22 protein-coding genes are annotated in these 26889 nt (G+C 63.6%); 12 read left to right on the top strand and 10 right to left on the bottom strand.

Translation table 11 applies throughout. The features are described from left to right. Window positions 1-4 precede the first annotated feature (4 nt). Window positions 5-1531: a hypothetical protein gene (locus ACSSVG_RS14900; RefSeq protein ID WP_492415383.1), complete on the bottom strand. Its 1527-nt coding sequence runs from the start codon at window positions 1529-1531 to the stop codon at window positions 5-7. Window positions 1532-2000: 469 nt separating this feature from the next. Here ACSSVG_RS14900 and acs point away from each other — a divergent pair, with 469 nt between their 5' ends. The 4 genes from acs (at window position 2001) to ACSSVG_RS14880 (ending at window position 7218) form a co-directional block, all read left to right on the top strand. After that, window positions 2001-4046, top strand: coding sequence for an acetate--CoA ligase (gene acs, locus ACSSVG_RS14895; RefSeq protein WP_492419215.1), 2046 nt, complete (start codon window positions 2001-2003; stop codon window positions 4044-4046). Between the two features lie 167 nt (window positions 4047-4213). Continuing rightward, window positions 4214-5002: a DeoR/GlpR family DNA-binding transcription regulator gene (locus ACSSVG_RS14890; RefSeq protein WP_253469036.1), complete on the top strand. Its 789-nt coding sequence runs from the start codon at window positions 4214-4216 to the stop codon at window positions 5000-5002. A 106-nt stretch (window positions 5003-5108) separates the two neighbouring features. Next, a complete protein-coding gene (locus ACSSVG_RS14885; RefSeq protein WP_231341518.1) occupies window positions 5109-5855 on the top strand; it encodes an ABC transporter ATP-binding protein in 747 nt (248 codons plus the stop codon). Window positions 5856-5862: 7 nt separating this feature from the next. Then, window positions 5863-7218, top strand: a complete 1356-nt coding sequence (locus ACSSVG_RS14880) for an FtsX-like permease family protein (protein ID WP_492419213.1) — start codon at window positions 5863-5865, stop codon at window positions 7216-7218. A 114-nt stretch (window positions 7219-7332) separates the two neighbouring features. On the opposite strand, the gene ACSSVG_RS14875 is transcribed toward ACSSVG_RS14880, so the two are convergent. Together ACSSVG_RS14875 and ACSSVG_RS14870 are read right to left on the bottom strand one after the other, a co-directional pair. Next, window positions 7333-8352 (bottom strand): LacI family DNA-binding transcriptional regulator, encoded by a 1020-nt coding sequence (locus ACSSVG_RS14875; protein ID WP_492415380.1) that lies wholly within the window; start codon window positions 8350-8352, stop codon window positions 7333-7335. A gap of 14 nt (window positions 8353-8366) precedes the next feature. Continuing rightward, the gene (locus tag ACSSVG_RS14870; protein ID WP_492415378.1) at window positions 8367-9566 is read right to left on the bottom strand and encodes a Gfo/Idh/MocA family protein; all 1200 of its coding nucleotides are present in this window, start codon (window positions 9564-9566) and stop codon (window positions 8367-8369) included. Between the two features lie 215 nt (window positions 9567-9781). On the opposite strand from ACSSVG_RS14870, the gene ACSSVG_RS14865 reads away from it, so the two are divergent. From ACSSVG_RS14865 to ACSSVG_RS14850, 4 genes are all read left to right on the top strand, one after another. Continuing rightward, on the top strand, window positions 9782-10744 hold the full coding sequence (locus ACSSVG_RS14865; protein ID WP_374110827.1) for a carbohydrate ABC transporter permease: 963 nt from the start codon (window positions 9782-9784) through the stop codon (window positions 10742-10744). Window positions 10745-10770: 26 nt separating this feature from the next. Further along, complete coding sequence (locus ACSSVG_RS14860) at window positions 10771-11682, top strand: carbohydrate ABC transporter permease (RefSeq protein WP_492415376.1); 912 nt, start codon at window positions 10771-10773, stop codon at window positions 11680-11682. A 27-nt stretch (window positions 11683-11709) separates the two neighbouring features. Beyond that, window positions 11710-13050, top strand: coding sequence for an ABC transporter substrate-binding protein (locus ACSSVG_RS14855; RefSeq protein WP_253469042.1), 1341 nt, complete (start codon window positions 11710-11712; stop codon window positions 13048-13050). Between the two features lie 105 nt (window positions 13051-13155). Beyond that, on the top strand, window positions 13156-15339 hold the full coding sequence (locus ACSSVG_RS14850; RefSeq protein ID WP_492415374.1) for an alpha-galactosidase: 2184 nt from the start codon (window positions 13156-13158) through the stop codon (window positions 15337-15339). Between the two features lie 87 nt (window positions 15340-15426). Here the strand turns inward: ACSSVG_RS14850 and aroQ are convergent, their stop codons facing one another. From aroQ to ACSSVG_RS14835, 3 genes are all read right to left on the bottom strand, one after another. Beyond that, entirely contained in the window at window positions 15427-15891 is a 465-nt protein-coding gene (gene aroQ / locus ACSSVG_RS14845; RefSeq protein WP_159707044.1) for a type II 3-dehydroquinate dehydratase, read from the bottom strand. Between the two features lie 74 nt (window positions 15892-15965). Next, window positions 15966-17165 carry an IS110 family RNA-guided transposase gene (locus ACSSVG_RS14840; RefSeq protein WP_492415046.1) on the bottom strand — a complete coding sequence of 400 codons (1200 nt, stop codon included), beginning with the start codon at window positions 17163-17165 and terminating at the stop codon, window positions 15966-15968. A gap of 315 nt (window positions 17166-17480) precedes the next feature. Beyond that, window positions 17481-18665, bottom strand: coding sequence for a MarP family serine protease (locus ACSSVG_RS14835; protein ID WP_492415371.1), 1185 nt, complete (start codon window positions 18663-18665; stop codon window positions 17481-17483). 235 nt (window positions 18666-18900) lie between these two features. Between ACSSVG_RS14835 and ACSSVG_RS14830 the strand changes: the two genes are divergently transcribed. Beyond that, window positions 18901-19578 (top strand): Crp/Fnr family transcriptional regulator, encoded by a 678-nt coding sequence (locus ACSSVG_RS14830; protein WP_011775987.1) that lies wholly within the window; start codon window positions 18901-18903, stop codon window positions 19576-19578. Between the two features lie 67 nt (window positions 19579-19645). Here ACSSVG_RS14830 and ACSSVG_RS14825 read toward each other — a convergent pair whose 3' ends face one another. Beyond that, window positions 19646-20800: an epoxide hydrolase family protein gene (locus ACSSVG_RS14825; RefSeq protein WP_492415369.1), complete on the bottom strand. Its 1155-nt coding sequence runs from the start codon at window positions 20798-20800 to the stop codon at window positions 19646-19648. Between the two features lie 63 nt (window positions 20801-20863). Here ACSSVG_RS14825 and ACSSVG_RS14820 point away from each other — a divergent pair, with 63 nt between their 5' ends. Next, on the top strand, window positions 20864-21841 hold the full coding sequence (locus ACSSVG_RS14820) for a helix-turn-helix transcriptional regulator (RefSeq protein WP_492415367.1): 978 nt from the start codon (window positions 20864-20866) through the stop codon (window positions 21839-21841). Between the two features lie 84 nt (window positions 21842-21925). Here the strand turns inward: ACSSVG_RS14820 and ACSSVG_RS14815 are convergent, their stop codons facing one another. From ACSSVG_RS14815 to sp36, 3 genes are read right to left on the bottom strand one after another with little or no spacing between them, the layout of a single operon-like run. After that, on the bottom strand, window positions 21926-22837 hold the full coding sequence (locus ACSSVG_RS14815) for an NUDIX hydrolase (RefSeq protein ID WP_253469048.1): 912 nt from the start codon (window positions 22835-22837) through the stop codon (window positions 21926-21928). Window positions 22838-22854: 17 nt separating this feature from the next. After that, entirely contained in the window at window positions 22855-23391 is a 537-nt protein-coding gene (locus tag ACSSVG_RS14810) for a RidA family protein (protein WP_231341827.1), read from the bottom strand. 2 nt (window positions 23392-23393) lie between these two features. Further along, entirely contained in the window at window positions 23394-23549 is a 156-nt protein-coding gene (sp36, locus tag ACSSVG_RS14805) for a Sp36 family protein (RefSeq protein WP_011775990.1), read from the bottom strand. Here sp36 and ACSSVG_RS14800 point away from each other — a divergent pair. Continuing rightward, entirely contained in the window at window positions 23548-25881 is a 2334-nt protein-coding gene (locus ACSSVG_RS14800; RefSeq protein ID WP_231341828.1) for a transglycosylase domain-containing protein, read from the top strand. The two genes, sp36 and ACSSVG_RS14800, sit on opposite strands and share 2 nt — an antisense overlap. 2 nt (window positions 25882-25883) lie before the next feature. After that, window positions 25884-26831 (top strand): metallophosphoesterase, encoded by a 948-nt coding sequence (locus ACSSVG_RS14795; protein ID WP_231341829.1) that lies wholly within the window; start codon window positions 25884-25886, stop codon window positions 26829-26831. Window positions 26832-26889: the final 58 nt, after the last annotated feature.

Below are 26889 nucleotides of genomic sequence, written 5' to 3'. Positions count from 1 at the left end.
CTGCTTAGCCGCGTTCGATGTTGCTGAGCTCCCGAAGAACCCCAACCTTGCCGTCGGTGTCCTGCACCAGGAATTCATGACCTCGGTCCTCCAGTGCAAGCACCCAACCACCGGGCTCAATGGTGAAGGCAGGAGTTCCCGAGTGTTCGTCGTAGGCAGTCCGGGGTTGGGCCACAGCGAACCAGAACGCCTCATACTGCGGGGAATCGGAGTCGTCCGGCCGGCTGGCAGGGTCCACGGTGGCACCGATGGAGTCGCTGACCTTCCTGGTGTCCCCCGAGACAATGGGGGTTGCCATGGTGGCAGCCCACGGCTGCTGGGTGGCAGCCTGCTGCGGAGCCTGCTGCGTGACGTGCTGCGTAGTAGCGGGCTCAGCGACGGCCGGGGACTTTCCTGATTCGGTCTTTGCCTCAGCACCCTTCACGATCTCCTGCTCCCGTGACGGCGCGGAAGGAGGAGTGCCAGCACCGGACGGTGCCTGGGCAGCTACAGGACCAGCCGTTGAAGGGTCAGTCACTTCTGCTGGCCTGCCGTCCGCTGAAGGGGCGTCCGCTGCACGGCCGTCCGCTGAATGCACGACGGCGGGGGCTTCCGTCGCCGGCGACGGTGCAGCGGAATGGCTCGCTGGCGGAGCGAAGGGGCTGGAACCTGCGGCGGCACCGGCAGCACCGGCAGCACCGGCGCCGGCAGCACCGGCACCGGCAGCACCCGCGCCGGGCGCTCCCGTGGAGGCTGCAGCAGCCGATGCAGCGGGAGCCTGGAGCCCCGAAGCCTGCGTAGCCGACGACTGCGTACCCGGAGCCTGTGCCCCGGCGACTGAGGGGCCCGGAGCGGGATACCCGGACGTCGCACCTTGGAAGCCGGGAGTCGAAGCGCCAATGGAAGTGCCCTCAGCCGGCTTGGCAGCCTTGGGCTCCTTGGGCGCTTTAGGCGATGCGGGCTTACGGCTCGGCACTATGGCTTCGCGGGCAACAACATGGGCCGGGACTTCGGCACGGCCCTTGAAATCGGCGGAGAGCCACGGAAGATGCGGGGCCAGGACGGTTGCAGCCAGCAAACCTACGGAGCCGACCAAACCCAACAAAACGCCGCCGTTGAACGAGTTGGCGATAGTCAGGAAAAAGAGCGGGAAGGCGAAAGAGGCCGTGACGGACGCGAACTGGTCAACGGACAATGAGCCGACGCGGACGATGGTTCCCGGCTGCAATCTGCGGGCAACGAACAGTGCCACGACGACCAACGGAAGGATGATGCCGAGCAACAGGAAGAACAGGTTTCCAAGGTTCCATAGGTTGTAGCGTGCTCCGAACATCGGCAACAGGGACGCAACGAACATCAGCAGCGTGGAGCCGAAGACAGTCAGGTCCCGAATGGTGAACGGCCCCAGGACGGCGTCGTACTTGGCTACGTCCTTCGTGGCATCGTCGTTCTTAAGGGGCCCTCCGGACGTACCTGTTGCGGTGGCCGTTCCAGCCGTGGTGTCCGGTCCCGTCGGTTGTGAGTCGTGCGGGCCTGGGCTCAGCTGGTTCATCTATTTCTCCTTCGTACGGCGGTGTCCTGGGCAGTCCGGTCCGGTGATCCCGCAGGATTCCGCGGAAAACCGGACACACCTGACGATGCGTCCCAGGACTTCTTCAGCCTATGCCACCCCACTGACAGGGTTCTAGCTGAAAACGGCCATCCAGCTTCGCCCACAGCAAACTCCAAGGTTCCTTACAGAAAGTGCCCCGGCTTGGTGGCGTCGACAGCGGCGGGCAGGTGCCGCCGTCGTCGTCATGTAAGCGGTTCCCCACCGCCGGTGGCGCCATTCGTCGCTAAATCCGCGCCGCTCGCTGGCACGTTTGTGATGACGCACACGTAGGACCTTTCAAAGCGATAGTGTTGATGGCGGACAGCACTCTGCGGACCTTTCGGGGAGACGCTCGACGCCGACGACGGCCCGGGCGGGAACCTCGCGGCAGGTTCCGCGCAGCAAAGATCGATGAATGATGAGGTTCACCATGTCCCAGGACACCACCGGATCCACGGCCACCGCTGCAGCTTCAACAGCTCACAACGGTCAGGCCCCCCACGTTGAGGCGCTTGAAAACCTCCTCCACGAGAAGCGCAGGTTCGCGCCGTCGGCCGAATTCACCGCGAACGCAGTCACAAGCGCGGACGCCTACAAAGAGGCTGAAGCTGATCGCCCTGCGTTCTGGGCCAAGCAGGCCCGTGAACTGCTGACCTGGGACAAGGACTTCACCGAGGCCCTGGATTGGTCCAACCCGCCGTTCGCCAAGTGGTTCGTCGGCGGCGAGATCAACGCTGCGTACAACGCGCTGGACCGTCACGTGGAGAACGGCCTGGGCGACCGCGTGGCCATCTACTTCGAAGGCGAACCGGGCGACACCCGCAGCTACACGTATGCGGAGCTGACCGAGGAGGTCAAGAAAGCCGCCAACGCGTTCGAGTCCCTCGGTGTTGCCAAGGGCGACCGCGTGGCCGTATACCTGCCCATGATCCCCGAAGCCGTCATCACGCTCTTGGCCTGCGCCAGGATCGGGGCAGTGCACTCCGTGGTGTTCGGTGGCTTCTCCGCCGACGCGTTGCGTTCCCGGATCGAGGACGCCGAAGCCAAGCTCGTGGTCACCGCCGATGGCACCTACCGCCGCGGCAAGCCCAGCGCCCTGAAGCCGGCCGTGGACGAAGCCCTCTCCAAGGAAGGTCATACGGTCCAGAACGTTGTTGTGGTCAAGCGCAACGGCGAGGACGTCAACTGGGTGGAAGGCCGCGACCTCTGGTGGTCTGAAACCGTAGATAAGGCAGATACGGAGCACACCGCCGTCGGGCACGACTCCGAGCACCCGCTGTTCATCCTCTACACCTCAGGCACCACCGGAAAGCCCAAGGGCATCCTGCACACCACCGGCGGCTACCTCACCCAGGGCGCCTACACCCACAGGGCCGTGTTCGACCTCCACCCCGAAACGGACGTGTACTGGTGCACCGCCGACGTCGGCTGGGTCACGGGCCACTCGTACGTCACCTACGCGCCGCTCATCAACGGCGCCACCCAGGTCATGTACGAAGGCACTCCGGACTCCCCGCACCAGGGCCGCTGGTGGGAAATCGTGGAGAAGTACAAGGTCTCCATCCTGTACACCGCCCCTACCGCCATCCGGACGTTCATGAAGTGGGGCCGGGACATCCCGGACAAGTACGATCTCTCCTCCATCCGCGTCCTGGGCTCCGTGGGCGAATCCATCAACCCCGAAGCGTGGATGTGGTACCGGGACGTCATCGGCGCCAACGCCGGTAAGAACGGCGAAAAGAAGGAACACCCCGCCCCGATCGTGGACACCTGGTGGCAGACAGAAACCGGCGCACAGATGATCGCGCCGCTGCCTGGCGTCACGGCCACCAAGCCCGGCTCGGCCCAGGTTCCGCTGCCCGGCATCGCCGTGGACGTGGTGGACGAGGCCGGCCAGTCCGTGGCCAACGGTGAAGGCGGCTACCTGGTGGTCCGCGAGCCGTGGCCCTCCATGCTCCGAGGCATCTGGGGCGACCCGGAACGCTTCAAGGACACCTACTGGTCCCGGTTCGAGGCCATGTACTTCGCCGGCGATGGCGCCAAGAAGGACGAAGACGGCGACGTCTGGCTCCTGGGCCGCGTGGACGACGTCATGAACGTCTCCGGCCACCGCCTCTCCACCACGGAAATCGAATCCGCCCTCGTCAGCCACCCTTCCGTCGCTGAAGCAGCCGTCGTTGGCGCCGCTGACGAGACCACCGGACAGGCCGTCGTCGCGTTCGTCATCCTCCGCGGTGACGCCGTGAACAACGGCGACGAAACCGTCCTGGAGCTGCGCAACCACGTGGGCAAGGAAATCGGCCCGATCGCCAAACCCAAGCAGCTCCTGATCGTCCCGGAACTGCCCAAGACGCGCTCCGGCAAGATCGTCCGCCGCCTCCTGAAGGACATCGCAGAAGGCCGCGACAGCGGAGACGCCACCACCCTGGCCGACCCCGGCATCATGACCCAGATCGCGGAGTCGCTGCGTAAGTAGGCAATTCACGACGGCGCCGCTCGCCTCCCACGGTGAGCGGCGCCGTCGTGCATTCGGCCGGTTGCGTGACGACGCCGCGACTGGATTTGCCGCCGGGTTGCGAAACTGCGTCCTAGACTGGAGCCAGACTCAGCCTCACGTCTACGAGGCTCTCCAGAAAGGCCCTGATGCTTCAGGCAGCACGCCACTCCGCCATCATCGATGCCGTCCAGCGCGAACGCGTGGTGCGCGTCTCCGACCTCGCCCAACTGCTGGGCGTCTCCCCCATGACCGTCCGGCGGGACATCGAAGCCCTCGAGGAAACGGGCCGTGTGGAACGTATCCACGGCGGTGCGAAGCTTCCCGGTGATGCGAGCACCCATGAACCGGGCTTCGAGTTGAAGTCCACACAACTCACTGCAGAGAAGCACGCGATTGCCGTCGAAGCCGCCACCTTGGTCCAGGAAGGCATGGCCATCGGCCTCAGCGCCGGCACCACCACATGGGCCCTGGCTCAGGAACTGGTTCACGGGCCGCGTATCACCGTGGTCACCAACTCCGTGCGGATCGCGGATCTGTTCCACCACGGCGCATCATCGGGCCCCGGCCGTTTCGGCTCCACTGTGATCCTGATCGGCGGCGAGCGCACTCCGTCGGATGCCTTGGTGGGTCCGATTGCGACGGCTTCCCTGAAGCAGCTCCACTTGGATGTCCTGTTCCTGGGAGTCCACGGTATGGATGCGCAGGCCGGCTTCACCACGCCGAACCTGCTCGAAGCGGAAACGGACCGTGCCTTCATGTCGTCCGCCCGGAGCACCGTTGTCCTGGCCGATCACAGCAAGTGGGGCGTGGTGGGCATCGCCTCGATCGCCCAGTTGGAAGAGGCCGACGAGCTGATCACGGATTCGCTGCTGGGCGAGGACGCCCGACGTGTGCTGGCCGAGAATGTGGCCAAGCTGCGGATTGCGGAGGCTTAGCCCAAGTAGGTAGCAGTTGGGTCTCATACCGCGGGTGGAGGCAGGTCCGCAGAGTTCAACCGCGGGACTGACGCCGCGGAATGCAGTTCTTGTGGATGCTGGATATATGAACGCCATCCTCCACGCCCAGCAACTCACCAAGCACTATCCCGGCAGCATTGCCTTGGACCGCGTCGACTTCACAGCAAACGCCGGCGAGTCCATTGCGATCATCGGACCTTCCGGTTCGGGTAAGACGACACTTCTGCACTGCCTTGCCGGGATTTTGAGGCCCGACGCCGGATCGATCACCTTGAACACGCCATCGGCACCTTTGAGGCTGGACACCTTGGGTGACGCCGCGTTGTCGCGCCTCCGCCGTGAGGAGTTTGGTTTCGTCTTCCAACAGGGCATGCTCCTGCCGGAACTGACCGCCGTGGAGAACGTGGCCCTGGCGCTCATGTTGAACGGAACCGACCGGGCTACGTCAGAGTCCCGGGCGGCCGAGTGGCTTGGGGCTTTGGGCCTTGCGGGCATGGAGCAGCGCCGGTTGGGTGAGCTGTCCGGTGGGCAGGTCCAGCGCGTGGCCATTGCCCGCGCCCAGGTCACAGGTGCTCGGGTGGTCTTCGCGGACGAACCCACCGGCGCTCTGGATTCTGCGACGTCCAACGAAGTCCTGGACGTTTTGCTTCGTTCAGTGGCAGCCAACGGCCGCACGTTGCTGGTGGTGACGCATGATCCCAACGTGGCGGCCCGCTGCCAACGCGTGGTGGAATTGCGCGACGGCCGGATCGTGGCGGACAGTGGCAGCGCGGTTGCCGCTCCCGCCCAGGCCGCGCCCGCCACCAACTTCAAGGGTGCCTTCAATGTCTAGCCTCTCCATGGCCCTGCGCCTCACCCCGTACCTCGCGCGGAGCAGCGGCAGCAGCCTCAGGGAAACGGGCCTCCGTGACGCCGGGTTGCCCGTACTGGCCTTCGGTACGGTCACAGCACTTCTGCTCACAGTGGCCGGGGGCTCACAAGTCTTCTGGTCTTGGTCGGACGACATCGCGGGCACTTACCAAGCGCTGGCCGTCGTCGCCATGGTCCTGCTCATCATTCCGCTCCTGACGCTCGGTGCCTCAGCCGCCCGGCTCGCCGCCCGCCGTCGTGATGACCGCCTGGCATCGTTGCGCCTGCTAGGTGCCAATAGCGGGACGGTGGTGTGGATGACTGTTATTGAGTCCACTGTCCTGGCTGCTGTGGGGGCGCTGGCGGGCGCGGGGCTGTATGCCTGCATGGCTCCGTTCCTGGGGTTGATCCAGTTCCGCGGCCAGGCAATCGGAAGCCATGCATGGCTGTCCGTCCCATCCATCCTGGGCTGCATCCTCGCCGTCTGCGTCCTGGCTGCGGCGAGTGCGGCGCTTGGACTCCGGAAGGTCGTCGTGACGCCTTTGGGCGTCAGGACACGGCAAACGGCCGACGGCGCCCACTGGGTTCGCGGACTCATCGCGGCCGTGGTGGTGGTCATCGGCGTGGTGGCGATGGGGATGCTCAGCAGCTTTGGCGCGTTCATTGTGATCATCGCTGTCATGGGCGGCTGCTTTGGACTGGCGCTGTTGGCATTGAACCTTATGGGTCCTTGGATCCTGCGGCTGCGAGCCTCCTCACAGCTCAAGCGGGCCAAGCGACCCGAGCAACTGCTGGCCGCACGGACCGTGCTGGAGAGCCCCAAGGAATCGTGGCGGCAAGTTGGGGGCGTCGCGATGATCAGCTTTGTGGGGGTGTTCGTGGGCGTCGGCATGGCTGTGGCTGACACCATAGGTCCCGGCGCCACGGATGAAACGGCTTTGCTGGTCCGCGACATCAACACCGGTGTGATGATCACGCTGCTGGGCTCGTTCCTGATGGTGGCGTGCTCAGCGGGCGTGAACCAGGCCGCTGCGGTGCTGGACCGGGCGTCGACCCTGGTGGCCCTGGATCGAGTGGGGATGCCGCGCAAGCTCATGGTGGCGGCACGGGTCAAGGCTGTCATGTCGCCGCTCTTCCTGGTGGCCGGCATCTCGGCGGCCGCTGCTGCGGTGCTGGTCCTGCCGCTGACGGGCACCGTGTTGTTGACCCAGCCCGTGGTGTTCCTGACCATCGGCGGAGTGTTCGCGGCCGGGTTCCTGCTGGTCCGGTTGGCCGTAGCTGCAGGCACCGCGCAGATCGGCCAGGTCCTGGCCCGGCCGGAACGCTACGCGAGCATGGACTCCTAGCCCCTCCCGCCCGACCCTCTATCACCATTGGCCCCCTCCCGCCCGACCCTCTAGGAGGGCCCGTGAAAGGTGAGAGAGCATCGGGCCGAACAGGCGAATCGGTGAGAGAGGGTGCTATTTGCAGCCGCAGGACTGCCGGATGATCAGCTCGGTCGGCAGGATGTGGTGTTGCGGTTCTTCCGCTCGGTCCTTCCCCACCAAGGCCCGAACGGCGGCCTCCGCCATCAGCTGGACCGGTTGGGACACCGTGGTCAGTGCAGGCCAACTGTATTCGGAGTCCAAGGAACCGTCGAAGGACACCAATGCCATGTCTTCGGGCACCCGCACTCCGGCCTCGTGTAAGGCCCGGAGGATGCCGATGGCTTGCATGTCGTTGCTGGCGAAGATCGCAGTGGGCCGGTTGGACATGGACAGGAATCGCTTGCCGACTTCGTACCCACCAGGCCGGGTGAAGGGGCTGTGCAGCATGGGCCCGTCCGGCAGGCCCGCCTCACGCAGGGTGGCAAGCCAGCCCACTTCGCGCCCGTCCAACTGGTTTCCGGTATTGGTACCGATGGCCAGCCCGATGTTCTTGTGACCATGCCCTATCAGGTGCTCGACGGCGGCACGACCACCGGCTTCCAGATCCACGCCCACGCTGGCAAAACCCGGAGGAGATCCTGCGTTGTTCAACAGGACCGACGGGATTTCCGAGGCTTCCAACTCCGTGACATCGGGGTCGAAGACGCAGCTGGCCAGGAAGACGCCGTCCACCTGTCGTGCGGCCAAGGTACGGATGTTCTTGCGCTCACGGGTCAGGCTGCCATCGGAATTGGTTAGCACCATTCCGTAGCCCAGTTCCGATGCCGCCTCTTCCACGGCATGGGCCAGATGCGTGAAGAAGGGGTTGGTGTTGTCCGGCACCACAACGCCGATGGTCTCGCTGGACCCCAGCTTCAACGCCCGCGCCGCCGCGTTGGGACGGTACCCGAGGATACGGATGGCGTCGCGCACTTTGGCTTCCGTTGCCGGCGCAACGTTCTTAGGACCACCGTTCACCACATAACTCACGACGGCGGTACTCACCCCGGCGTACCGGGCCACGTCTTTGCGTGTTACCGGGCCGCGCGGGGTTTGTACTGCTGAAGTGGTCATGGGGTAAATGCTAGCTACTGGATGGGAGCATCACCGAAGTCGCGGATGGGAAGACGTTCACCGCCGCGGAGGGCGGACTCGTGGGCGATGATCCCGGGGAGGGTGAACCGGGCCGCCACCCAGGCGTTGACCGGTGGCAGTGTCCGGTTGTTCACCGCGGTCACAAAGTCATCCACGAGGAACTGGTGGCTTCCTTCGTGCCCGTTGGGTGCACCGAGGAACTCCTGGGGTAGGCGGGACTGGTCATGGACGGGCGCCAGGCCCGAGATGAAGGCATCGCGCAGTTCCGGTGCCACATCTGCCAAGGACGGATCATCGGCAGACATGGTCGGCTTGGTTTCCACCTGTTCGGAGACGTCCTCCACAGTGGACTTGTCCTGCCAGACCGTGGTGGTGGCTAGTTGTTCAAAACTGGCGTCCGTGCCGAAGAAGCGGAAGCGGGACTCACGGATATGCGAGGGATAGCCGACGCGGCGCATCTCGTTGGTGCGCATCGCACCGCCGTCGTTCATTTCGAACAAAGCCGTGGCGTTCGAAAAGTCGTTGGCGAACATGCTGACGTTTTTGTCGAAGACGCCGTCGCCGCGCTGGTCCTTCACGCCGATGCAGCTGACACTGACGGCGTGGCCCGGCACGGCGCCGAGGACACCGCCGATGGCGTGCGTCGGGTACAGCATGGGCGGGTAGCTGGCGGTTTCCTTCCACCGTTCTCCACCGCTGTACTGGTAGGCCTCGTAGAATCCCAGATCCATGTCGTGGACGTAGTCGCCCTCGGTATAGAAAATCCGGCCGAACTTGCCGGCTGCATGCTGCTGCCTGGCGTAGACCGTGGCGGGGTTGTAGTAGCTGGTCTCCCCCATCGCGTAGACCAGTTTCGTCTCTCGGACGGCCTCGATGATGCGAGCGATTTCCTCCTCCGAGATCGCCATCGGCACCGCCGAATAGACGTGCTTTCCGGCGCGCAGCGCACGCTCCACCAAAGGACCGTGGGTCCACCGCTGCGTGAAGATGGCGACAGCATCGACGTCGGACTCCAACAACTCATCAAAGCTGGCTTTGACACCATCCAAGCCCCAGCGTTCCTGGGCTGCGGCGGCGCGCTCCGGGAGCTCATCCACGGCGTAGACCGCGCTGACACCGGGGTGGAGCTTGAACAAATGTGCGAACTGGCTGCCGAACTGTCCGACACCCACTACACCGATCGAAAACGTCATTGTTTACCTTTCCTTGAAGCTGCCGCGCAGCCCATCGAAGCGTCCCCTTTTAGGTTTCACATGAGTCTTCCACCGCGATCTACACGAGTCAACAGATAGAACACATTCGAACATTTCTCACCAAAAATTGCCGTGAACCCTTGTGCTGATCAAATCTACTCGTGTAGATTCCAGTCCAGGTTGTTATTCACATCACAGTCAGGAAAGGGTCGACGATGACCACGCTAACCAAGCAACCGGGGAAAGCTTCGGGGCGTTCCGGAGCCAACCACGGACGCAAGCTTCAACCCGCCAAACGGAGCATGACCAGCCGTCTCGGCGACCTCAGAATCGCCCTCTTCTTTATCTTCCCGGCGCTCATTGGCTTCGTGGCGTTCTTCCTTATCCCCACCATCCGCGGTATCTACCTCAGCTTCACCGAATACAGCATCCTGGGCGAGCCCACCTGGATCGGGATCAAGAACTACACCGCCATCTTCGCCGACGAACTGTTCTGGAACGCCATGGGCGTCACGCTCCAGTACGTCGCACTCAACATCGGATTCCAGACCGTTATCGCCCTGGGCCTGGCCCTGCTGATGCACCGCGTCGCCAAATCCACCTTCATTCGTGGCGCGCTGCTGCTGCCATTCCTGGTGGCCAACGTGATCGTCGCCCTCCTCTGGTTCTGGATGCTCGACTATCAACTGGGCATCGTCAACGAAGTCATGAGCTGGGTGGGCCTCCCCCGCGTCGCCTTCTTCGGCAGCGAACAATGGGCTATCCCCACCATCGCCTTCGTGAACGTCTGGCGGCACATGGGGTACACCGCGCTCCTGATTTTCGCCGGCCTGCAATCCATCCCGAACCACCTCTACGAGGTAGCAAACCTCGACGGCGCGTCCCCGGCCCGTACGTTCCGGAGCATCACCATGCCGCTGCTCCGCCCCGTATTGGTACTGGTGCTGGTGGTCACCGTGATCGGTTCCTTCCAAGTGTTCGACACCGTGGCCGTCACCACCAACGGCGGACCCGTCAACGCCTCCCGCGTCATCCAGATGTACATCTACCAAAAAGCCTTCGGGGAATCCGACTTCGGCTACGCGTCCGCCCTCTCCGTGATCCTGTTCGTCATCCTCGCCCTGGTGGCCTTCGTGCAAATGAAGTTCCTCAAAGGCAACGAATCGGACCTGGACTAAGCCGGATGTGGACTAAGGAAACCGCCATGACTACCTCAACCCTTCCCCGCAATCGCCGCAAGAAGCCCCTCAATTGGCGCCGGATCAGCGCGTGGGTGCTTGTCGCCGTCGCCGTCGCCGTGACCGTTGCCCCGTTCCTCTGGATGCTGCGGACGGCACTGTCGAGCAACAGTGCACTGGCCTCCAACGCCGGGAACCTCCTGCCCCCCGACTTCAGCTGGGGCGCTTTCAAGCGCGTCCTGGGCCTGCAGACCACCGAAGAGGCAATCGCCGACGGCGGTTCCGGCGCGGCCATCAACTTCTGGCTCTACCTCCGGAACTCGGTCATCTTCGCCAGCATCACCACAGCCGGCCAAGTGTTCTTCAGCGCTATGGCCGCCTATGCCTTTTCACGGTTGCGCTGGCCGGGCCGGAACAAAGTGTTCGCCGTCTTCCTCACCACCATGATGGTCCCGCCGATCTTTACGGCGCTGCCGAACTTCCTCATGATCAAGAACCTTGGGCTGTTGAACACCATGGCCGGGATGTCCCTGCCGTTCCTGTTCATGACCCCGTTCGCCATCTTCTTCCTCCGCCAGTTCTTCCTCAGCATGTCCCGCGAGGTGGAGGAAGCGGCAATGCTCGACGGCGCCAAGCACCTGCGCATCTTCTTCCAGATTGTGCTTCCCAACGCCGCAGCCCCTATCGCCACGCTGGTGCTGCTGACCTTTATCGGTCAGTGGAACGAGTACTTCTGGCCACTGCTGGTGGGCCAGGACGAGAACGTCCGGGTGCTCACCGTTGGCCTCAGCGTCTTCAAGTCCCAGTCCCCCCAAGGCGCCCTGGACTGGTCCGGGCTCATGGCCGGGACCTTGGTCGCAGCGCTCCCGATCTTCCTGTTGTTCATCGCCTTCGGCAAGAAGGTAGTCAACTCCATCGGATTCTCCGGAATCAAGTAACCCGCATCCCCTCTTGAAAGGTTCGTCATGAAGAAAACCCTCGGCGTCGCCGCTGCTGCCGCCGCCATCGCCCTGACCCTGTCCGCCTGTGGCGGTTCCGCCCCCGCCTCCACCGAGGCCAAGGGTGAAATCAATTACTGGCTCTGGGACGCCAACCAACTCCCGGCGTACCAGCAATGTGCCAACGACTTCACCAAGGCCAACCCGGACATCAAGGTCAAGATCACCCAGCGCGGTTGGGACGATTATTGGACCACCCTGACCAACGGATTCGTTGCCGGAACAGCCCCGGACGTCTTCACCAACCACCTCTCCAAGTACCCGGAATATGCCGCCAAGAAGCAGCTGCTGTCCCTGGACGAGGCCGTGGAGAAGGACGGCATCAAGCTGGACGCCTACACCAAGGGACTCCCGGAACTTTGGGTAGGCCAGGACGGCAAGCGCTACGGCCTGCCGAAGGACTGGGACACCGTGGGACTCTTCTACAACAAGGCCATGACGGACGCCGCCGGAATCTCGGCAGAGCAGATGGCTTCGCTTGATTGGAACCCGAAGGACGGCGGCAGCTACGAGAAGGCCATCGCCCACCTGACTGTGGACAAGAACGGCAAGCGCGGCGACGAATCGGGTTTCGACAAGAACAACGTAGCCACCTACGGACTGGGCCTGACGGGCAGTGGTTCGGGACAGGGCCAGACCGAGTGGAGCTTCCTCACCGCCACCACGGGCTGGACCGCAACTGATAAGAACCCGTGGGGCACCAAGTTCAACTACGACGACCCCCGCTTCCAGGAAACCATCGCCTGGTGGGCCGGACTGGTGGACAAGGGCTACATGCCCAAGCTCGAAACCACGGTGGGCGCAAGCATGCCGGACAGCTTCGGTGCCGGTAAGGCTGCCATCAACACCAACGGTGACTGGCTGATCGGGCAATACCAAACCTACAAGGGCATCCAAACGGCCTTCGCCCCCACTCCCAAGGGCCCTGATGGCAAGCGCGCGTCCATGTTCAACGGCCTGGCCGACTCCATCTGGGCAGGCACCAAGAACCCCGGAGCCAGCGTCAAATGGGTTGAATATCTCGGCTCCACGGCCTGCCAGGACGTGGTGGCCAGCAAGGCCGTCGTGTTCCCAGCCATCGCCAGCTCCTCCGAGATCGCAGCCAAGGCCTTCGCTGACAAGGGCACCGACGTCTCGGCCTTCACTACACACGTGAAGGATGGCACCACGTTCCTCTTCCCGATCGCTGACAAGGCTGCCAAGGTGGATGGCATCATGAAGCCAGCAATGGACGCTGTCATCTCCGGCAAGAAACCTGCTTCCTCGCTGACTGAAGCCAACGACCAGGTCAACAACCTCTTCAAGTAACCCCACCCGTTGTGAGGCCCGCTCTGCGCGTTATTTCCTTCGCGAAGCGCGCAGAGCGGGCCCCGCAACTCCCCATATGACCCGATTTGAAAGTGACTCACATCCATGCAACCGCTCCATCTCCGTTCCGCAGGTACCAGCCTGGTGATCAGCACCCACCGCGGAGAGGCTGAGATAACCCACTGGGGAGCTGACCTGGGCGACGCCCTGCCTGACTTGGCGATCCTCAACGAGCCCATCCCGCCGTCCTCGATCGACGCGAACGTTCCTGCGGGACTCCTCCCGCAGGCTTCGTCGTCGTGGCAGGGCCGGCCCGGGCTTCGCGGTCACCGGATATCCGAAGGCGTACCCGGCTTTGATTTCTCAGTACGCCTTCGCCTGGTGAGTGCGACGACGGACGGCACCACCGCCGTCGTGATTCAGTCGGATCCCGACGCCGGTCTCACGGTGACCAGCAACCTCACCCTGCACCCGGGCGGGCTTCTCGAACTCAAGCACACGGCCAGCAACGACGGCACGTCGCCCTTCCAGCTGGACGAGTTGGCGACGATGCTCCCGGTGGCGCCGGACGCCGTCGAACTTTTGGACCTGACCGGACGCTGGTGCCGCGAACGCCACCCGCAGCGCCGGGCCATCCAGCAGGGAACGTGGGTCCGAACGGGCCGGCACGGCCGCACCGGGCACGACTCCTCGCTCCTGCTCGCCGCGGGAACGGCCGGCTTCGGCAACAGGCACGGCAAGGTCTGGGCAACGCACCTGGCGTGGAGCGGGAACCATGAGCAATTCGCGGACAACGTTGCGGACGGGCGAACCATGGTGGGCGGTTCGGAGCTCCTGGGACCCGCCGAAGTGGTGCTCCAGCCCGGCGAAAGCTACACCACCCCTGCACTGTTCGCGGCGTACTCAGACCGCGGCCTGGATGGCATCACCGAGGCGTTCTACAGCTGGTTCCGCGCGCGGCCGCATCACGTCGGTGCGCTTTCGGGCAAGCCGCGTCCAGTGGTCCTCAACACCTGGGAAGCGGTCTACTTCGACCACAATCTGGATACCCTGGTCGAGCTGGCCGAGTCGGCTGCAGACCTGGGCGTCGAACGGTTCGTGCTCGACGACGGCTGGTTCCGCGGGCGCCGCGACGACCACGCCGGGTTGGGCGACTGGTACGTGGACCAAACCGTGTGGCCCGACGGGCTGACACCGCTCATCGACGCCGTGACCTCGCGCGGCATGGAGTTCGGGCTGTGGGTGGAGCCGGAAATGGTCAACCTCGACTCCGACATTGCCCGGGCTCATCCCGAGTGGATCGTGGGTCCGTCCGCGGCTTCGCACAAGGACGGTGGCCGGCTGCCCCTGGAATGGCGGCAGCAGCACGTCATCGACCTGGTGAACCCGGAGGCCTGGAGCTACGTTTTCGACCGGATCGACGCGCTCCTGCGCGGCAACAACATCAGCTACCTCAAGTGGGACCAGAACCGCGACCTCCTGGAGCACGGTCATGCCGGCCGGGCCTCCGTCCATGAGCAAACCCTGGCGGCGTACCGGCTCTTCGATGCTCTCCGCGAGGCACACCCGGAGGTTGAGATCGAGAGCTGCTCCTCCGGTGGCGGACGCGTGGATCTGGGAATCCTCGAGCGGACGGACCGGGTGTGGGCATCCGACTGCAACGACGCCCTGGAGCGGCAGACCATCCAGCGCTGGACCGGCGTGGTGGTTCCGCCGGAGCTGGTGGGCGGGCATGTCGGGCCCACTACGTCTCACACCACCGCCCGCACGCACGATCTTTCGTTCCGGGCCATCACGGCCTTGTTCGGTCACTTCGGCATGGAGTGGGACGTCCGCTCGGTCACCGGAGCCGAGCGTGAGGAACTCAAGCGCTTCATTGCTTTGTACAAGGAACACCGCGGGCTTATCCACAGTGGACGAATGGTGCGCGCCGATGTGCCGGACGAGTCGCTGATGGTGCACGGCGTTGTCGCGGACACGCACGACGGCGGCACTCCCACAGGTGCCACGGCCGCACTTTTCGCTGTGGTCAAGACCCGCACAGGCTTCGCCGAGCAGGTGGGCCGGGTGGCGATTCCGGGGCTGGATCCCTCGCGTTCCTATCGTGTCGAGGCGATCTTCCCGTCTCCGGGAGACGCCGACTACGGGCACACGTTCATCGAAGCCAAGCCGGCCCCCTGGCTGGCAACCGGTGCCGAAGCATCGGGGCGTTTCCTGGGCGAAGTGGGGCTCCCTATGCCCGTCCTGCATCCGGAGCACGCCATCGTTCTGCGGCTCACAGCCCTCTGACGCTCGTTCACCTATCGACGGTCTCCCGGGAACCTTCTCTCACCTACCGACGGTCTCCCGGGAACCTTCTCTCACCTATCGCCTGCGTTAGACCGCGTCGGCCAGGTAATCGATGGCCAGCTTGTAGCCCAACACTCCAGCGCCGACGATGATCGCAGTACAGACACCCGACAGGTACGAGTGGTGGCGGAACTCTTCACGCTGGTGGACGTTGGTGATGTGAACTTCGACGGCGGGTAGCTGCACCGCTGCCAGGGCGTCCCGAAGAGCCACGGACGTATGGGTGTACGCCCCCGCATTGATGACAATCCCGACCGCTGTGCCACGCGCGGCATGGATGGCGTCCAGGAGATCGCCCTCGTGGTTCGACTGCACACAGTCAACGGTGAAGCCGTGGGCTGCAGCCGCTGTCATGGCGAGTTGCTCGACGTCGGCCAGAGTAGATGTGCCGTACTTTTCGGGCTCGCGGGTACCCAGCAGATTCAAGTTGGGGCCGTTGATCACAAGGATGGTGCCGCGACCGGCTTCGGTGGCGGGAGTGGCTTCAGTCATGGCTCCCAATCTATAGCGGCAGGAGGGTGCCGGGGAATCGTGCCCAAGAGGTGAGAGTGTCCCTATGTTTTTCGTCAAGCGGTTTTGGGTGTTGGGGGTTGGTAGAGGGTGCCGTCGCGGAGCATGGCGTAGAGGGTGTCGCAGCGTCGTCGTGCGAGGGCGATGAGTGCTTGGTTGTGGCGTTTTCCTTCGGCTCGTTTGCGTTCGTAGTATGCCCGGGACGGCGGGTCTTTGAGCGCAGCGAATGCGGAGAGGAACAGGGTTCGCTTGAGGACTTTGTTGCCTTTTCTTGAGGAATGGTCGCCGCGGATGGAGGACCCGGATCGCCAGGTGACGGGGGCCAGCCCGGCGTAAGAGGCCAGGTGCCCGGCGGTGGGGAACTCTTTCCCGGCGACTTCGGTGAGGATTCGTGCGGCGGTCCTGATGCCCACGGCCGGCAGAGACATCAGGACCGGGTGAAGAGGGTGGGCCTCCACGAGAGCTTCGACCTGGGTGAGGACCGTGGCGCGGCTTTCGTGGAGCCCGGCGAGCATGGCCGCGAGCTGGGGCAGCACGATGGTCGCGGCGTTCGTTCCCACGACAGTGACTGTTTGCCGGCCCAAGGCCTCGATGATGTCATCGGCAAGACGTTCACCCATCCGCGGCGCGAGTTTGCTCAGCCGGGTCCCGATCCGGCGCCGGCCCGCGTGACGGAGCGCTTTAGGGGTAGGCCAGGTCCGCAGCAGGTCATGCACCGCCGGGTGGTCCATGTAGGGTCCCAGCACCCTTTCCAGAGCTGGGTGGATCTGGGTGAGCAGCCCGCGGATCCGGTTCGAAGTCGCCGTGGCCTGCTTGGCCAGATCCTCGTCGAACCCGCAAAGCATGCTCAGCTCAGCGAGCTGCTCATCGACCAACTGAACCGAGCGCAGGGCATGCGGCATGGTCCTGGCGGCCTCGGCGATGATGAACGCGTCCCGGGCATCGGTCTTCGCCTCTCCGGGGTGAAGATCCGCGATCCGGCGCATCGCCAGCCCCGGCAGGTAGCCGACCAGCACCCCGGCGGCCTGGGCAACGGCTACCGGCAACGCGCCGATAGTCGCTGGCTGGTCAACGACCAGCAACACACGTCCGGCGTCCACAAGTTCGGCGATGATTTCCCGGATTTTGGCTTCATCGTTGGGCAGCGCCCGGTCCAGTAATTTCCTGCCGGCCCGATCCACGGCAACGGCATGATGGACGCCCTTGCCAACATCCAGCCCAATAAACACCTCGACACCGTCGTGGTTCGTGATCATCTGGCACCTCCAGTCGTAGTCAACTACCTCCACTGGCCCACCATCGGTGTCAGGACCCGGCACCCACGTTACGCACGACGTTCCCGAACTGTCCTGCCCCTATCAGCGGTCTCCCGGCACCTACCAACCCCGGTGACAACACTCTCAAGATCATCGACTGACAGAGCGTCACAATCATGCCGGGATCAGCAGGCCAGCACACCCATATCCTGCACCAGGAAACAGGCTACGAAAAAGGTAACGAGCGTTGGCTCAAAACGCTCACGATGTGAGAGGGGGCCCGCCGAAACGCCGCGGAAGGTGAGAGAGGGACCGCTACTTACGGGTGCATTGACCGGCCGAGACCGGGCTGCTGAGGCCGGGTGCCTGTGCCGCCACCGGCTCCAGGTCCGCCATCGTGAGTGCGAAGCCAAGGGCGGCATCAGTGGTGGTCTTGGCGAAGATCAATCCGGCCACTTGTCCCTGCATGGTCAGCAGGGGGCCACCGGAATTGCCCGGCTGGACGTCGCCGGCCAGCTTATAGACCAACTCCGGCGAGGGGTTGTTGCCGTAAATGTCAGGAACCAGGATGGTGGAAATCCCTTGCACGGTAGCCGGTTTCGACTGGAACGGCCCGCCGTGCGGGTACCCGGCAAACGCCGCGGGGCTGCCATCGGGCAGGTCGGTGCCCAGCGGCAACGGACTGGACTGCAAGCCATCCACGGCCAGGACCGCGATGTCCCGCTGGGAGTCGAAGTAAACCACCCGACCGGGCAACGCACCGCCGTCGGGAACTTCCACGACCGGCTGCGACACGCCCGCCACGACGTGGGCATTGGTGACGACGCGCCCGGGCGAAACGACGAATCCGGAACCGGTCTGGTTTTGGCCGCATTCGAAGGCGGTGCCTGCAATCTTGAGGACTGATTCGGCCGCTTGGTTCAAGGCCGGAGTGTCGGTTGACTCATTGGGAACGGGCACGGGAGTCACTGGTCCGATGCCCTCGATGAGCTGGGGAATTCCGCCACCAATCACCGTTGACCGCAGCTGGGCCATGGTGCTCTTGACGGGCGTCGGCGTGATGTTGTCGATGTAGCGGATAACCCTGGACTCGGCCAACTGCTGCGAAACGAACGGCACACCCAGCGAACTGATGCTGAACGCCAGCATGGACATCACCAGCGCAGCCACCACCACGCTGACCGCACCGCCGATCAGCCTGTCCACCGCGTGCAGGGGCTTGATCCGCACAGCGTGGCGGATTTTGCGTCCGATCATGGTTCCCAGCCCATGACCCAAGGCGATAAGCACGACGGCGGCGCCCACCGTGGCGGTCAATCTCCAGCCGCTGTCGGTCACCCAGCCGCTGACGAGTGGGACGGCGACGAAAGCCGCGATGGCTCCGACCACAAATCCTGCAATTCCACCCAGGGTGACCATAAAGCCGTTGCGCAGGCCATAGATCAGGTAGGACAGCAGCATCAAGATCAATGCCAAATCCAATATCGTCAAGCCAAACACCAATGCTCCTCATAGCCGGGTAGCGCCAATTCTAGATGTTGACCCTGACAGCCCACCGTTAGTCCGGTCACGATCCGGAGCCGCTTATTACCCGTTTGAGGGCCGCCAACAGGCCTTGGATCGCCCCAAACCCGCGTAGTTTCAGCGTTTCACGTGCCAAGTACGTCACAGAAGCCCAAAAATTCTGAAACAATGGCTGAAGCGCCACGACCGAAACTTATATTCAGGAGATTTCATGGACATCGAGGTATTGCGCCGCGCACCCCTCTTCGCCACCCTTGACGACGACGCATTCCGCTTGCTGACGGACGAACTCACAGAGGTGGACCTCTCACGCGGGGCATCGGTGTTCCGCGAAGGCGATCAGGGTGACCAGCTCTACTTCATCGTTTCCGGCAAGGTGAAGCTCGGCCGCACCTCCCCCGACGGACGCGAGTCCCTGCTGGCCATCCTCGGCCCGGGCGAGCTCTTCGGCGAGATGGCCCTGTTCGACCCCAGCCCGCGTACCGCCACGGCCACCGCCGTCTCGGAGACCCGCTTGGCCGGGCTTAAGAACGAAAGCCTCAACGCGCTGCTCCGCACCCGCCCCGAGGTTTCCGCTCAGCTGCTGCAGGCCTTGGCACGCCGCCTCCGCCGCACCAACGATTCCCTGTCCGACCTCGTCTTCTCGGACGTTCCGGGCCGTGTTGCCAAGGCTCTCCTGGACCTGGCCGACCGCTTCGGCCGTCCGGCTACCGACGGCGTCCTGGTTGCCCACGAGCTCACGCAGGAAGAACTGGCCCAGCTGGTTGGCGCTTCCCGCGAAACCGTGAATAAGGCACTGGCTGAGTTCGTTCAGCGCGGATGGCTCCGCTTGGAAGCCCGCGCCGTTGTCATCCTCGACATGCAGCGCCTCCGCCAGCGTTCGCGCTAGGCGATTCAGCCACAGAGCCGCCCCGGTTTCGTACCGGGGCGGCTCTTTTGTTTTGGTTTGCCTTGCGTTACCGCGCGCCGCGAACCAGCCCAAAGAATGTTCGAATGTCGCCGGCCAGGAGCGATGGCACTTCCAATGCGGCGAAGTGCCCACCTGCCTCAAATCGACTCCAGTGCACGATGTTTGAGTTGTCCCGCTCGGCGAAGACACGGATCGTCTGAAAGTCGTCTTTGAAAACTGCCACACCGGTGGGCGCACCGTTCACCTCTGGTTCGGCGTGGGTGCGTGCGTTGTCCAGGTAACTTCGGCTCATGCCTGCCGCGGCGTTCGCAAACCAGTTCACGGTCACTTCGGTAAGGATCCTCTCGAGCGGGACCAGTGAGGTACCGTTTCCGAACGAGTTGAACAACTCGCTGTAGGCCAGCAGCCCCACAGGCGAGTCACTCAGCCCCACAGCCACGGTCTGCGGACGGCTCGCGTTCATTGTGTTGTAGCCCCCGACAGACTGGAACCACTCCATATGGGCGAGCCCTGCGTAGTCTTGCGGTTCGAGCTTCTCGAACTCGGCCGGGTCACCGGATGGGAACGAGAAAAGCTGCAACACGTGGAGGCCAAGGAATCCGTCCGGGTTCAAGAGACCGAGCTCCCGGGCGACCATCGCGCCGTTGTCAGAACCGTGAATACCGTAGTGGGTGTAGCCAAGCCCGCGCATGAGAGCGTCATAGGCTCGGGCCACGCGTGCGGTGTTCCACCCGGACTCGGCCACAGGATTGGAGAATCCGTAGCCGGGGGCATCCGGGATCACTACGTCGAAGGCGTCCTCAGCCCGGCCACCGTGCGCCACGGGATCGGTAAGTTCATCGATCATGTCGAGGTAGTCGACGGATGAGCCAGGGTAGGTGTGCGCCAGGAGCAGCGGCGTAGCTCCAGCGTGTGGTGAGCGCACATGGATGAAGTGGAAGTGCTGTCCGTCGATCTCGGTGGTGAAGTGCGGAACGGCGTTGATGCGCGCTTCCTGGGTCCGCCAGTCAAAGCTGGTGGTCCACGCGTCCACGGCCTCGCGAAGGTAGGAGTTAGGCGTCCCGGCGTCCCAGTCATCAACAGGTGCCGTCCGGGGCAGCCGGGTCCGGGCGAGGCGCTCCATCAGATCATCAAGTTCGGCCTGGGGAACGTCCAGGCGGAAGTCGCGGATATCGATACTCGCTTCTGTGATATTCATCATGCTTAAGACGATACGGTCGATATAGGAACCCTTTCTTCCTAAAAGAATCAGGAATTTCCCACAATGTCTTCTACAGCTGAACGCCTCCTGGCTCTGCTTTCGCTCCTGCAGTCGCGGCCCGATTGGACGGGTACGGAGCTCGCTCACCGCCTCGGCATTTCAACACGCACGGTTCGCAAGGACATCGATCGATTACGCGAACTCGGGTACCCGGTGGATGCGACCCGCGGGACGACGGGAGGCTACCGCCTTGGTGCCGGCGGAAAGCTACCGCCGCTGCTCCTCGACGACGAGGAAGCCGTCGCCGTCGCTATTGGCCTCCGCACGGCAACCGGCATCGCCGGCATTGCGGAGTCGAGTGCCCGCGCCCTCGCAAAACTTGAGCAGGTGCTCCCGTCGCGGCTGCGGCCAACTGTTACGGCACTGTCGAATGTCGATCGCGCGCCCGAGAACAACGGGACAGATGCGGAAGATCCCGAAGTCAACCACGCAGTTCTCGCCACCATTGCCGCTGCCATCCGCGACGTCGAGTGGTTCCGGTTCGATGACCGTGGTACGCCCAGGCTTGTGGAGCCTTATCGGCTGCTGAGTTGGCAACGGCGCTGGTACTTGGTGGGGCGTGACCCTGCCTCTGATGAATGGGGCGTCTTCCGCGCAGACTGGATTGAACCGCGGATGCGTACCCGCCGTCGGTTCTCCCCGTTACCCCTGCCGGGCGGTGACTACACCGCGTTCGCGATGCAATCGATCGCCGCCAGCGGTTGGAAAGTGCATGCCCGCCTTCGCGTAGCTGCTCCTGCAGAGGCGGTCCTGGCTCGAATCAACCACGCTGTGGGGGTGGTGGAGTCGATCTCCGATACCGAGTCCGTCTTGGTCACTGGCGCCGACAGCCTCGAAACCATCGCCGCCTACATCGGCATGCTTGGCATGGATTTCACAGTCGAGTCGCCAGCTGCCCTGGTACCCCACTTGAGGCATCTCGCAGACGTCTACCTTCGAGCGATAAACGACGAACCGGCTACGGCAACCGACAGAAAGTGAGCGAGCGTTCGCCCAAACCCGACGGGAGGTGAGAGAGCGACCCACTCAAACAGGCGATCGGTGAGAGAGCGTCGGAATGGGGCTTTAACGCTCCCGCTGGGGCTCTCCAGCGATGGTCCGGGCTGCTTCGACCTCGAGCATCAGGATTCCGCCCTCGTCTACGAGTTTCGCCTGGTACACATGGGCTTTGCGCTTGTAGCTCAGGTAGGCGATGCAGCCGTTGGAGGCAGCCATCTTCTCGAGCATGATCTCCGAGCCGGGTACCAGGAGCTGGCCGAGGGTGAGGCCAACGGTGTTTTGCTGGCCTACTTCGTCTCCGAGCGCCGGGGTCTCGCGGAGGGCAACCGCTTCGGCCGCGGTGACCCAGCGCCCCCATACGCCCTTGCTGCCAAGGATGCTGGGCTGCTGGTTCACGGGGACGGTCGCGGCGAAGTAACGCGTGTTGAAACGGGTGTGCGCAAAGTCCGGGCTGAGCCAGTTCACCAAGGGCTTCAGAAGGTCAGTGCGAAGGGAGAGCCCACGTTTGGAGAGCATCTCCGTGAAGGACTTCTCCTGGGCTGCCACGGCTTCGCGGGCGCGCATCCAGTCCACAGTGGAGTTGGCCTCAACGGTGGATGATGCGTCGGGTCCCGCGAGCAGGACGCCGGTCTCTTCGAAGAGTTCGCGGATGGCGCCCACCACGTGGCGGCGGGCTAGTCCGACGTCGTCCGTTCCCATGTGCTCAGCCCACTGCTGGGGTGAGGGGCCAACCCACCCTACGGGGTCGTCGTCGGACGGATCCAAAGATCCACCCGGGAACGCGACAACGCCCAACGGCGAGGAGCCTGGCCTGTAACCAAGCCAGGTTTCCAAGCCGGTGGGCGAGTCGCGCAAAAGCACAACGGACGATGCAAAGCGGGCGGCCCTGGGGGTCCGCTCGCCGAGCTCAAGCCAGTTCCGTGCTGCCCCTTCGAGTTCGGGAGGCAGTACAAACAGGCGGCGGGCAAGCTGCGGCAATTGGGTGAACCGGTTCCTTAGCTGAATTCAGCAATGAGCTCGACTTCTACAGGAGAGTCGAGCGGCAGGACAGAAACGCCGACGGCGGAGCGTGCGTGCTTGCCGGCGTCGCCAAAGACCTGGCCGAGGAGTTCGGATGCGCCGTTGATGACGCCGGGCTGGCCGGTGAAGGTTGGTTCCGAAGAGACGAAACCGACAACCTTGACGATGCGGGTGATGCGGTCGAGGTCGCCGATGACGCTCTTGACTGCTGCCAGGGCGTTAATGGCGCAGACGGCGGCGTAGCGCTTGGCGTCGTCGGGATCAACGGTGGGCTCGTCGGAGGTGCCCAACTCACCGAGGGAGACCTTGCCCTTAGCTTCGAGTTTGCCGTTAATAAAGGGCAGCTGTCCGGAGGTGTAAACGTAGTTGCCGGAGACGATGGCCGGCACGTAGTCGGCAACAGGGGCGGCGACCTCGGGGAGGGTCAATCCGAGCTCGGCCAGTCGCTGCTCCACAGCGGACGTGGGGGCGCCGGATTCCGCGGGAGACGTGGTTTCTGCGGGGGTGGTCATGGTTACTGCTTCTCCCTCTTCAGGTATGCAACAAGGCCTTTGCCATCGGGGCCACCGACGACCTGGACAAGCTCCCAGCCGTCTTCGCCCCACTGGTCCAGGATCTGCTTCGTGGCGTGAATAATGAGCGGAATCGTGGCGTACTCCCATTTGGTCATGACAGAAAGCCTAGCCCTTGCCGGTAAAGTGGAAAACATGGTGACTCGCAAGAACCCACTATTCGACACTGCCACCACCCTCGGAAAGATTCTAGGCTTCCTTGGTGTGAGCGCGATTTGTGGCGTCCTCGTGGCGGGCCTCTTGGTCCCCGCAGCCGCCGTTTCGGGCAGTGCCGCCAGTGGTTCAATCCAGTTCTTTGACACTCTGCCGGCGGAACTCCAGGTGGATCCGCCCAGCCAGAACACAACGATCCTGGCGAAGGACGGTTCGCCGATCGCCTCGATCTATGCGGAGAACCGGACCAAGGTCCCGCTGGACTCGATGAGCCCGTATATCAAGGACGCTGTCATCGCCATCGAGGACAGCCGTTTCTATGAGCACGGCGGTATCGACACCACCGGCATCATGCGAGCCATCGTCAGCACCGCCCGCGGCAACAAGCAGGGCGCGTCCACCATCACGCAGCAGTACGTGAACAACGTCATCAACGAGTCCCTGGTGGCGTCCGACCGCGAAGAAGACGTCAAGCTCAATGGTGGCGGCAAAGGCGTGGGCGACAAACTCCGCGAAATGAAGCTCGCCATCGCCCTGGAGAAGAAGTTCTCCAAGGAGCAGATCCTTGAGGGCTACCTCAACATCGTGTTCTTCAACCGTGACGCCTACGGAATCGAAGCTGCCTCCAAGTTCTTCTTCAGCACCACCGCCAAGGACCTGACACTTCCGCAGGCGGCCCTCCTGGCCGGCCTCGTGAACAGCCCCTCAGCCTTCGATCCCATCGCGAACCCGGACAACGCGCAGAAGCGCCGCGACCTCGTGCTCGCTGCCATGGTGAACCAAGGCAAGATCACGCAGGCCGAGTATGACGAAGCCGTAGCCACCCCGGTCACCACCAAGGTCACCCCGGCCCGTCAGGGTTGCGCGTACGCCACCATGGCGCCGTACTTCTGTGACTACGTCCTTCACCTGCTCTTCAACAACCCCGCCTATGGCGACACCACGGAAGAGCGCATCAAGCGCGTCCAGCGCGGCGGTCTCACCATCCAGACCACCCTCGATCCGACCGCCCAGACGGTCGCCCAGCAACAGGTCGATGCCACGGCTGGCGCCAACCCGGACAAGTGGGGCGCGTCCATCACCTCTGTTCAGCCGGGAACGGGCCAAATTGTCAGCATGGCCCAGAACACCGTCTGGCTCCCTCAAGAGGGCAAGTTCGATCAAACCCAGAACTTCAACGTCGACGTCCTGGATTCCAATGGAAATGACCTCAACGGCATTGGTGGCTTCCAGCCCGGCTCCACGATGAAACCCTTCACGTTCGCCCAGTGGCTGAACGAGGGCAAGTCGATGAACACGAACATCAACGCAAGCGTCCGAAGGTACAAGCAGAACTTCCCGTGGAGGAACACCTGTCCTGCACCGACAGTGGGCTGGTACGACGCCACCAACGGTACCTTCGATCTTCAGAACTCCGACGAGGGTTATTACCGGAACATGACCGTCCTTTACGGCCTCATGAACTCCATCAACACCGCAACGTTTGCCTCTGCATCCCAGGTGGACCTCTGTGGCATTCAGGGCATCGTGGATGCCACCGGAATCCACGGCGGACTCCCCACCCGTGATGAAACCGGCAAGGTCACTGATCCGAACCCCCAGGTCCCGATGACCACACTGTCGAACCTGATTGGTGCAACCCAGACTGCGCCGCTGACCATGGCAGCCGCATTTGCAACCTTCGCTGCTGACGGCAAGTACTGCGAGCCGATCGCCATTACGTCGGTCAAGGACCAGTCCGGCGCGGAGCTGCCGGCCCAGTCCTCCAACTGCAAGGACGCCGTCAAGCCCGAGGTTGCCCGCGGCGTTGCCTACGCCATGCAGGAAGTGCTCAACGCGGGTTCGGGTTCCTTGATCCGCCCGGCTCTCTCCACGCGGAACAACTTCCCGGTAGCAGCCAAGACCGGTACCAACGACTCCAACGGCTCCACGTGGGTTGTTGGTTACACCACCGGGCTGGCAACGGCTTCCTGGTTCGGCGACCCGCTGGGTGACCAGCTCCGCCCGGGCCGAAACCTGACCGTCAACGGCAAGTTCTACCCTTCCATTGACGGTTACATGATTGCCGGTCCGCAGTTCACCAACTACATGTTGTCGGTGGCTCCCGCGTACGGAACCAACCCGTTCCAGGCTCCGCCTTCCAACTTGCTCGGCACGGCTGCCCCGCAGCGCAACACAACGCCGGCACCAACGACGCCGAACCCCGCACCGTCCTCAGGAAACAGCGGCAACGGGAACAATGGCAATAACGGCAACGGCAACAACGACAAGGACTAAGCGTGTCCTTCCGTGATTCACTGGCAAACCGCGTCCGCACCGTCGGGCGCGGTTTCGCCGTCACTACAGCCCTTGGTGCAACAGCCGGAGCGGCAGCAGCTGCCTATGGTTGGTGGGAGAAGGACCAGTTCGAGGTCCGCCAGGAAACACTTCCGGTCCTCCCCGAGGGTTCAGCGCCGTTCCAGGTCCTCCACCTGAGCGACATTCACTTCGTCCCGGGCCAGGACAAGAAGGCCCAGTGGCTCCAGTCGCTGGCCGATCTGAAACCCGATCTTGTGGTCAACACGGGCGATAACCTGAGCCACACCAAGGCCGTCGATCCCTTGATCCAGGCACTTCGCCCGCTGCTGGAGTTCCCGGGCGTTTTCGTGCCGGGGTCCAATGACTACTACGCGCCAAGAATCAAAAACCCGGCCGGATACTTCCGCGGGCCCTCAAAGCTCAAGACTGAACCCATCAAGCTCGACTGGCCCAAGCTCCGGTCAGCCTTCGGCATGGGCGGTTGGATCGATCTCACCAACCGCGCCCAGTCAGTGGTCCTCAACGGACTCCGCTTCGATTTCTCCGGAGTCGACGACCCCCACCTCAAGCGCGAGCGGTACGCCGGCTGGCCCCGCGGAACCGTGAACCAGGACGCCCGCCCGCACCTCAAGGTCGGTGTCATCCATGCTCCGTACCAGCGCGTGCTGGACCACTTCACCGAAGCTGGAGCGGACGTAATCTTTGCCGGGCACACCCACGGCGGCCAGATCTGCATCCCTGGCTATGGCGCCCTGGTCTCCAACTGCGACCTCCCCACGTGGCGCGCAAAGGGACTCCACGACTGGGAAAGCAAGGAATTCACGACGCCGGTAAACGTCTCAGGCGGTATCGGCACCTCACGCTTCGCGCCGGTCCGGATCGCCTGCCGCCCGGAAGCAGTGCTGCTGACGCTCACGGCACGCAGCTAAACACCGAGGGATCATTACGATCCCCAATAACTGGGTCAAACATTTCACCTGCGTTGCG

The organism is Paenarthrobacter sp. E2MeOHC11 (assembly GCF_058744955.1).
This window is presented reverse-complemented; position numbering and strand designations above follow the sequence as displayed.